The 1,426-nt window shown below is 59.7% G+C and carries 3 protein-coding genes; 2 read left to right on the forward strand and 1 reads right to left on the reverse strand.

Going from position 1 to position 1,426, the window contains the following annotated elements; all coding sequences use genetic code 11:
* Positions 1-62: 62 nt before the first annotated feature.
* Positions 63-722: a hypothetical protein gene (locus HUJ17_RS09480; RefSeq protein WP_290510463.1), complete on the reverse strand. Its 660-nt coding sequence runs from the start codon at positions 720-722 to the stop codon at positions 63-65.
* Between the two features lie 232 nt (positions 723-954).
* Here HUJ17_RS09480 and yidD point away from each other — a divergent pair, with 232 nt between their 5' ends.
* Both yidD and HUJ17_RS09490 read left to right on the forward strand, forming a co-directional pair.
* Positions 955-1,230, forward strand: coding sequence for a membrane protein insertion efficiency factor YidD (gene yidD, locus HUJ17_RS09485; RefSeq protein ID WP_290510464.1), 276 nt, complete (start codon positions 955-957; stop codon positions 1,228-1,230).
* The coding region (locus tag HUJ17_RS09490) for a hypothetical protein (RefSeq protein WP_290510465.1) at positions 1,227-1,426 on the forward strand (200 nt) is incomplete at its 3' end. The genes yidD and HUJ17_RS09490, both read left to right, overlap by 4 nt.

A 1,426-nucleotide genomic window follows, 5' to 3' on the forward strand; every position in this document is an offset into this window, starting at 1 on the left:
CTCTCGTTAGAACCTGCGAGAAACATTAATCGCGTTGCAACTTGAAACTTGTAACTTGCAACTCACAACTCCAGCGCTTCCATCCCCGGCAGTGCCGGCAAATCCGCCCGCGTGGCATTGGCGAATCGCGGCTTCTCCAGCTGCTCTTTCAACCCTTCCAGCGTCACTCGGGGCGCCTTGGTGGACACCAGATTCGCCAGCCACACCGGCACATTGCCGCCCGGGTCCACGAAGGTTTCGAATTTCACCCTCACCCAGCCGTCGGGCAACGGCGTGATCACGAACTGGTTATCCAGGGCAGGGATGCGCACGAAGCCCTGCTGCTTGTCCTTGAAGCCCTCTGCATTTTCGCTGTGCAGATGAATCTCGCCATCGGCCTGCTGGGTCAGTGTATTAGCCAGCACCACATCCCGGTCCGCCACCGGCCAGATACCATTGAAGCGCATGTGGATCCGCTCTTTTTCTTCCATGCTGAGTCGCTCAGCCCCCTGGCTCTGGAAAATCCACTCAGGGAAGGTATCCACCGCCGTGATCACCGCCAGTATCGAGGTGGCGCTGGCCTTAAGTTCCACCACTCCCTTGAAGGCCTTCACCGGGCTGTTGGAGACTTCGCGCACATAGGTGGTGACCTCTCCCCGCTGAGAGCCCTCGTGGTTCAATTCCCAGTCCGCCGCCCAGGAAGGAGCCGCCAGCATCAACAACGCCACAACAACAGCTTTCACAACAACACTCCTCACAATCATGTCCGTGGCGCAGTATGCGCCTCGCCATTCATCAGACAAGAGCACAGCAGCAAATTGGCACAACCGGCCAACGTTTCTTGTAGGAGCCAGCCTTTCCTCGGTGAACTCTGTGCCCTCTGTGGTAAAAAATCGATTTTCACCAGGGTGGCATCCGCCACCAGATTAGCCGTATCATGCCCCGTTGAGTTGACACCACACAGGTCTTGATACCGTGAAATCGCTTCTGCTCGGCATGCTCTGGTTGTACCAGAAGCTGCTGAGCCCCTGGATCGGCAACCAGTGCCGCTTCTACCCCACCTGCTCGGAATACGCCCGGCAGGCGGTGGAAGTCCATGGCAGCCTGCGCGGCAGCGCGCTGGCTTTGAGGCGTTTGTGCAAGTGTCACCCCTGGCATGCCGGCGGCTTTGACTATGTGCCGGGCACTGAGCCCGGAGAGGAACAGCACCGCTGCTGCGACCACACCGCCCCAGGGAAGAACGTATCATGATGCGCGCCCGCCAAGGCCTGTCGCTGTCATTGATTCTGGCGCTGTTCTGCGCCCAGCTTCTCCTTGCCTGGCATGCGCCCGCGCACATTGATGCCCAGCCTCACGATCCGCACAAGGAACTGCTGGCCGCTGCCGATTGCCAGGTCTGCACCCACGGCCAGGGCATGCTCGCCCTGCCCAGCCACTATGTTCACGT

It is taken from the genome of Alcanivorax sp. (genome assembly GCF_014762765.1).
Classification (GTDB): Bacteria; Pseudomonadota; Gammaproteobacteria; order Pseudomonadales; family Alcanivoracaceae; genus Alcanivorax.